The 4,733-nt window shown below is 73.8% G+C and carries 5 protein-coding genes; all 5 read right to left on the bottom strand.

The genetic code is table 11. From position 1 onward, the window contains the following. Nucleotides 1-386 precede the first annotated feature (386 nt). Nucleotides 387-1,055, bottom strand: a complete 669-nt coding sequence (locus tag ACOJTC_RS06755) for a hypothetical protein (protein ID WP_204924021.1) — start codon at nt 1,053-1,055, stop codon at nt 387-389. Between the two features lie 207 nt (nt 1,056-1,262). Next, a complete protein-coding gene (locus ACOJTC_RS06750) occupies nt 1,263-2,045 on the bottom strand; it encodes an anti-sigma factor family protein (RefSeq protein ID WP_420116189.1) in 783 nt (260 codons plus the stop codon). After that, complete coding sequence (locus tag ACOJTC_RS06745; protein ID WP_088645463.1) at nt 2,042-2,746, bottom strand: sigma-70 family RNA polymerase sigma factor; 705 nt, start codon at nt 2,744-2,746, stop codon at nt 2,042-2,044. The genes ACOJTC_RS06750 and ACOJTC_RS06745 overlap by 4 nt, the downstream gene beginning before the upstream one ends. Nucleotides 2,747-2,828: 82 nt before the next feature. Continuing rightward, nucleotides 2,829-3,686: a spermidine synthase gene (locus ACOJTC_RS06740; protein WP_420116188.1), complete on the bottom strand. Its 858-nt coding sequence runs from the start codon at nt 3,684-3,686 to the stop codon at nt 2,829-2,831. 28 nt (nt 3,687-3,714) lie between these two features. Beyond that, nucleotides 3,715-4,680, bottom strand: a complete 966-nt coding sequence (locus ACOJTC_RS06735) for a hypothetical protein (RefSeq protein ID WP_357928173.1) — start codon at nt 4,678-4,680, stop codon at nt 3,715-3,717. Nucleotides 4,681-4,733: the final 53 nt, after the last annotated feature.

The following is a 4,733-nucleotide window of genomic DNA, read 5'->3' as shown; positions in this document are numbered from 1 at the left end:
GGTCGCGGGGGACGGCCGCCCCCGCCCCGTCCCGCCGGGGAGAGTGACCGGGGCGGAAAGGGCCGACACCGCCGACGCCCTGCGCGTCGGCGGTGTCTCCATCCCGGAGCGGACCGGCCGCCCGAGCGGCCGTGGGTGCGGGGTTGGGGGGACCTTCGGTGGCGCGCGCCCGCTGGCGTGTGGCGCGTCCACCGCCCTGGTCCGTTCCGGGGGTCTGGTGGGGGAGGCTCCGGCGGATGGTTACCGCGACGCCGGCCCGACCAGGGGGCCGGCGTCGCGGCCCGGACCGTCCGACGCTGCCGGTTCGTCGACGGTCCTGATAGTGACGGTGGCCGGTCGCGCCCTCCCCGGCAGCGACCGGCCACCGTGTCCCGGCTGACGCAGGATCAGTAGGTGTAGTCCCCGCCGCTGTTCGAGCCGCCCGAGTCGCCGGCCGCCGGCGGGGCGACCGCCTTCGGGGTGCCGGTCGGCAGGCAGGTCAGGTTCTTCTTGCCGTTCGGGTCGACCACGAACCAGGTGCCACCGACGCCCTGGCCCTTCCACTGGCCCGGCTTCTTGTCACCGATGTAGCGGTAGACCGGCCAGCCGCCGATGGTGATCTGACGGGTGCCGTCCTGGCGGGTGACGGTGCCGACCTTGTCGTCGGAGACGCCCTGCAACTGCGGGTTGCCGTCGGTCAGCGCGGGCGGCCAGACCTGCGCGCACTTGTCGACGCAGTTCGACGACGGCGGGTCGTCGGAGTCCTTGTCGAAGCGGTAGAGGATGAAGCCCTCCTGGTCCACCACGACCCGGCCCATCCGGGCGATCTTCTTGCCGACGAGTTCGTCGGTCAGTTGGACGTTGGCCGGCGGCGGCGCCTGGTCGGCGGCGGGGGCGCCGGAGGCGCCGGGAGAGGCCGAGGTGTCCGGCTCGACCGACGCGGTGGGTTCGGCCGCGGCGACGGCGACCGGCTCGGCGACGCTGGAGTTCGCTCCGTCGTAGCCTGCGGGCGCGCAGGCCGTAAGTGCGACCACCGCGCTCGCGACGATGACGGTCGTCCGCTTGATCTTTGCCACGTGCCCTCCTCATTCTTGGCGGTTCACCGAGTAGTACGGAGCGTCCACTGTCAAGGTTGAACGATCGACAGTGGGCCATTTCACGTCGTCGTCGTTGAACCGTTCCGGCCGGCCGTACGTGTGCGCGAGCAGAGGCACCCCTGCGCCCGGAAAGCCTAACCGGCGTCGGCCCGCTGCGGGCCGACGCCGTTTCCGACGGAAGGTGTCTCAGGGCACGACGGTGACCAGCGGGCTCGCCACGCCGTTGGCGTCCACCGACTGCACCTGCAACTTCGCGATCTCGCCGCGCGGCGCCGAGGTGGACGCCTCCAACTGGAGATCCTGCGGGTTGGCCGTGGTGCCGTAACCCGTCCCCGGCACCGCCCAGGTGGAGATCACCTCGGTGGTGTCGTTCTTGCGGACCACCACCAGCCGGCAGGTGCGCGGGCCGGGCAACCGGGTCAGGTTGAACCCGATCCAGGTGCCGTACTCCTTGCTGTCCAGCCACATCGTGGTCTTCACACCGGTGCTGCCGTCGGTGGCGTCGAACTGGTCGCCCTCGATCTCGGTGCCACCCACCGCCGGACCCGACCGGGTCGGCTGCGGGCGCGCCGGCCCGTCCACCGGGGCGGACCGGCTCGGCTCGGCGACCACCTGGCCGTCACCGCCGACCGTACCGCCGAAGGTGGCGACGCCGATGCCGCTGAGCGCGCCGACCGCCACCACCGCGGCGGCCATCGTCAGCACCTGCCGGAACCGCGCCTTGCGCCGGTGGGTCCGGACCGCGACCAGGGTACGGTCCAGCAGCCGCGGATCCGTCGCGGTCTGCTCCATCGCCATCATCGTCTCGCCGTCGATGTCGGAGAGCAGCCCCACCACCGGGACCATCGTCTCCAGTTCGGCGGCGCAGGCCCAGCAGGTGGCGAGGTGTTCCTCGAACCGTTCGGTGTCCTGCACGTCCAGGACGCCGAGCGCGTACGCGGCGACGTCCATGTGGTCTGCCCGGCTCATTCCGTCACCCCCCTCTCCTGTAGGGCCGTGCGCAGCGCGCGCAGGGCGTAGTAGACCCGCGACTTGGCGGTGCCCAGCGGCAGGCCCAACTCCTCGGCCGCCTCCGGCACCGTCCGCCCGCGGAAGTACGTCGCCACCAGGATCTCCCGGTGCGACTGACTCAGCGTACGCAGTGCATCCGCCACCGTCATGGTGCGCAGCACCCGGTCGGTGCTGTCCGCCTCGGCGAACGCCGTCAGATCCCGGTCGTACGTCTCGGGTGGGCGGGCCTGCTCGCTGCGGTGCTCGTCGATGGCGATCCGCCGGGCCACCGTGACCAGCCAGGGCCGCAGCGAACCCTGGCCCTGCACGCCCAGCCGGTGCGCGTTGCGCCAGGCCCGCAGCAGCGTCTCCTGCACGATGTCCTCGGCGCGTTGCCGGTCACCACCGGTCAACCGCATCACGAACATCAGCAGCGGGCCGGCGTGCTCGGCGTAGAGCAGCCGGACCAGTTGGTCGGAGTGGCTCGCCTCGGGCGTCGTCGCCGGGGCCTGGTGCCGCCCGGGCGTCGATCGCGGGGTCACCGGGCCATTCTGGCGATCGGTGGGACCGGCGTCGACCCCCCGGCTGGACCTCGACGCACGCGACTGCGGCTGGGCCCGGGCGAACATCCACCCTGGCCTGGCCAGTTCACCGTGCAAGCCGGCCGCGACCGCACTCATCCAGACCTCCTGCTGTCCACCGACATCAGCGGGCCCACGGGGAGGGCGCCGACCGTTGATACGGACCGCTCTTCCCAGCGGATCAACGGCGGACCGAAAAAATTCCGGGCGGCGGCGGTAGCGAGTCGGTGGCGTCCGCGTCGGTGACCACGGCGGCACCGGCGACGAACCGGTCCAGCTCGGCGCCGGCCAGCACCCGCCCCGGGAACCAGTCCCCGGCCGCGCGCCGGGTCAGCTCCGGCACCGGCGGCTCGACCCGCCCGGCCACCAGCACCAGGTTGCCGTGCCGCCGACCGCGCAGCACGGCCGCGTCACCGACCAGGGCGGCCCGGGGCAGCACCTGACGGACCGTGGCCACCTGGGCACGGGTGTGCCGTAACGGCGGGCCGTCGGCCAGGTTCGCCAGGTACCAGCCGGCGGGCGCGAGCACCCGGGCCACCTGTGCTGCGTACTCCGCGCTGGTCAGGTGGGCCGGGGTGCGCGCACCGGCGAAGACGTCGGCGACCACCACGTCGTACGACGCGTCGCGGCTGGACTCCAGGGTGGCGCGGGCGTCGGCGACGCGTACCTTCAGCCTCGGGTCGGCCGGCCAGGGCAGCTCCCGCCGGACCAGTTCCACAAGTGCGCCGTCCACCTCGGCCACCCGCTGCGTCGACCCGGGCCGGGTCGCCTGGACGTACCGGGGCAGGGTCAGCGCGCCGCCGCCGAGGTGCAGCACCCGCAGCGGGGCACCGGTCGGGGCGATCAGGTCCAGCGCCGCGCCGAGCCGCCTGACGTACTCGAACTCCAGGTGCGTCGGGTCGGCCAGGTCCACATGCGACTGCGGCGCGTCGTCGAGCAGCAGCGTCCACGAGCGCGGCCGGTCCGGGTCCGGCACCAGCTCCGCCCGGCCGGTGGACACGTCCACCACGATCCGGTCGTCACCCCGACGGCGGCCCATCAGCGGGTCCCGCCGCTGCGGCTGGCCATCACCGGGTCCCGCCGGTGCGGCTGGCCATGGTCAGTGCCCGGTGCAGCAGCCGCGCGTCGCCCAGCATCCCGCGCAGCCGCCGCTCCAACCCGGCGATCGGCACCAGGTTCTGCGGCGCGCGCGGGTCCTTGTACGGCGAGGACGCGAACCGGGGCAAGGTGACCAGCGACAGGTCGGCCAGCGCGACCGCGTCCTGCGGTTCGAGGTCCGGTGAGCACTCCAACCGGACGATCCCGGCCCAGGGCGCACCCACCGCCACCGGCAGCCGCAGGTACCACGACCAGCCACCCCAGGCGGTGCCCAGCCGGAACACCGGGGACCGCTGGCCGGAACCCAGCCCGGTGACCACGGCGGTGAGCCGGGCGTCGAGATACTGGCTGTGCTGCGTCTTGATGTAGCCCAGGGTGCGCGGCAACTGCCGGCGGGCCCGCAGCGGACCGTCCACCACCAGCAGGTCCCCGTCGGTGCGGGCCGCGTCGGACACGGCCACCTCCAGGGCAGTCAGCGGGGCCTGCACCGCCGCCGGCAGCTTGCTCAGCTCACCGGTGCCACCGACCCGGTGCACCGGGTAACGCACCTGCCCGCAGGTCACCTCCTGCGCCGACGGGCTCGCCGTGAACAGCCCCCGCCCCACCCGCGCGCCAGCCAGCTCCGCCGCGCCGCGCTCCAGGTCGCAGCGGACCACCCCGGCCGCGTACGAGGCGGCGATCCCCGGGTACGAGGCACCGTCCTCCTCGGCCGTCCACACGCTGGCGTCGATCCGGCGTACCCCGTCGACGAGCAGCACCACGTCCGGGGCGGCCACCCCGGAGCGGGGGCCGATCGCCCGCCAGTCCACCGCCGGCAGCTCCACGTCGGTGTCGACCTGGGTGCTGCTCGGCGCGACCGGCCCACCCGGGGTCGCCTCGAACGACGCCCCGTAGGACGGGTCCCAGGCGTCCACGAACAGCTGCGGCCCGGTCACGTCACCGCCCCACGAACCGACCTCGCGCTCATGGGGCCCGCCTTTCGTTCGCG

The organism is Micromonospora sp. (assembly GCF_048594385.1).
Taxonomy (GTDB): domain Bacteria; phylum Actinomycetota; class Actinomycetes; order Mycobacteriales; family Micromonosporaceae; genus Micromonospora; species Micromonospora wenchangensis.
The sequence above is the reverse complement of the archived record's forward strand: the minus strand, read 5'-3'. Positions and strand labels throughout refer to the sequence as shown.

Coding starts and splice junctions, on each gene's coding strand:
- ACOJTC_RS06740 (WP_420116188.1), bottom strand. CDS start 3,686: ATGGGCCGCCGTCGGGGTGACGACCGGATCGTGGTGGACGTGTCCACC.
- ACOJTC_RS06750 (WP_420116189.1), bottom strand. CDS start 2,045: ATGAGCCGGGCAGACCACATGGACGTCGCCGCGTACGCGCTCGGCGTC.
- ACOJTC_RS06745 (WP_088645463.1), bottom strand. CDS start 2,746: ATGAGTGCGGTCGCGGCCGGCTTGCACGGTGAACTGGCCAGGCCAGGG.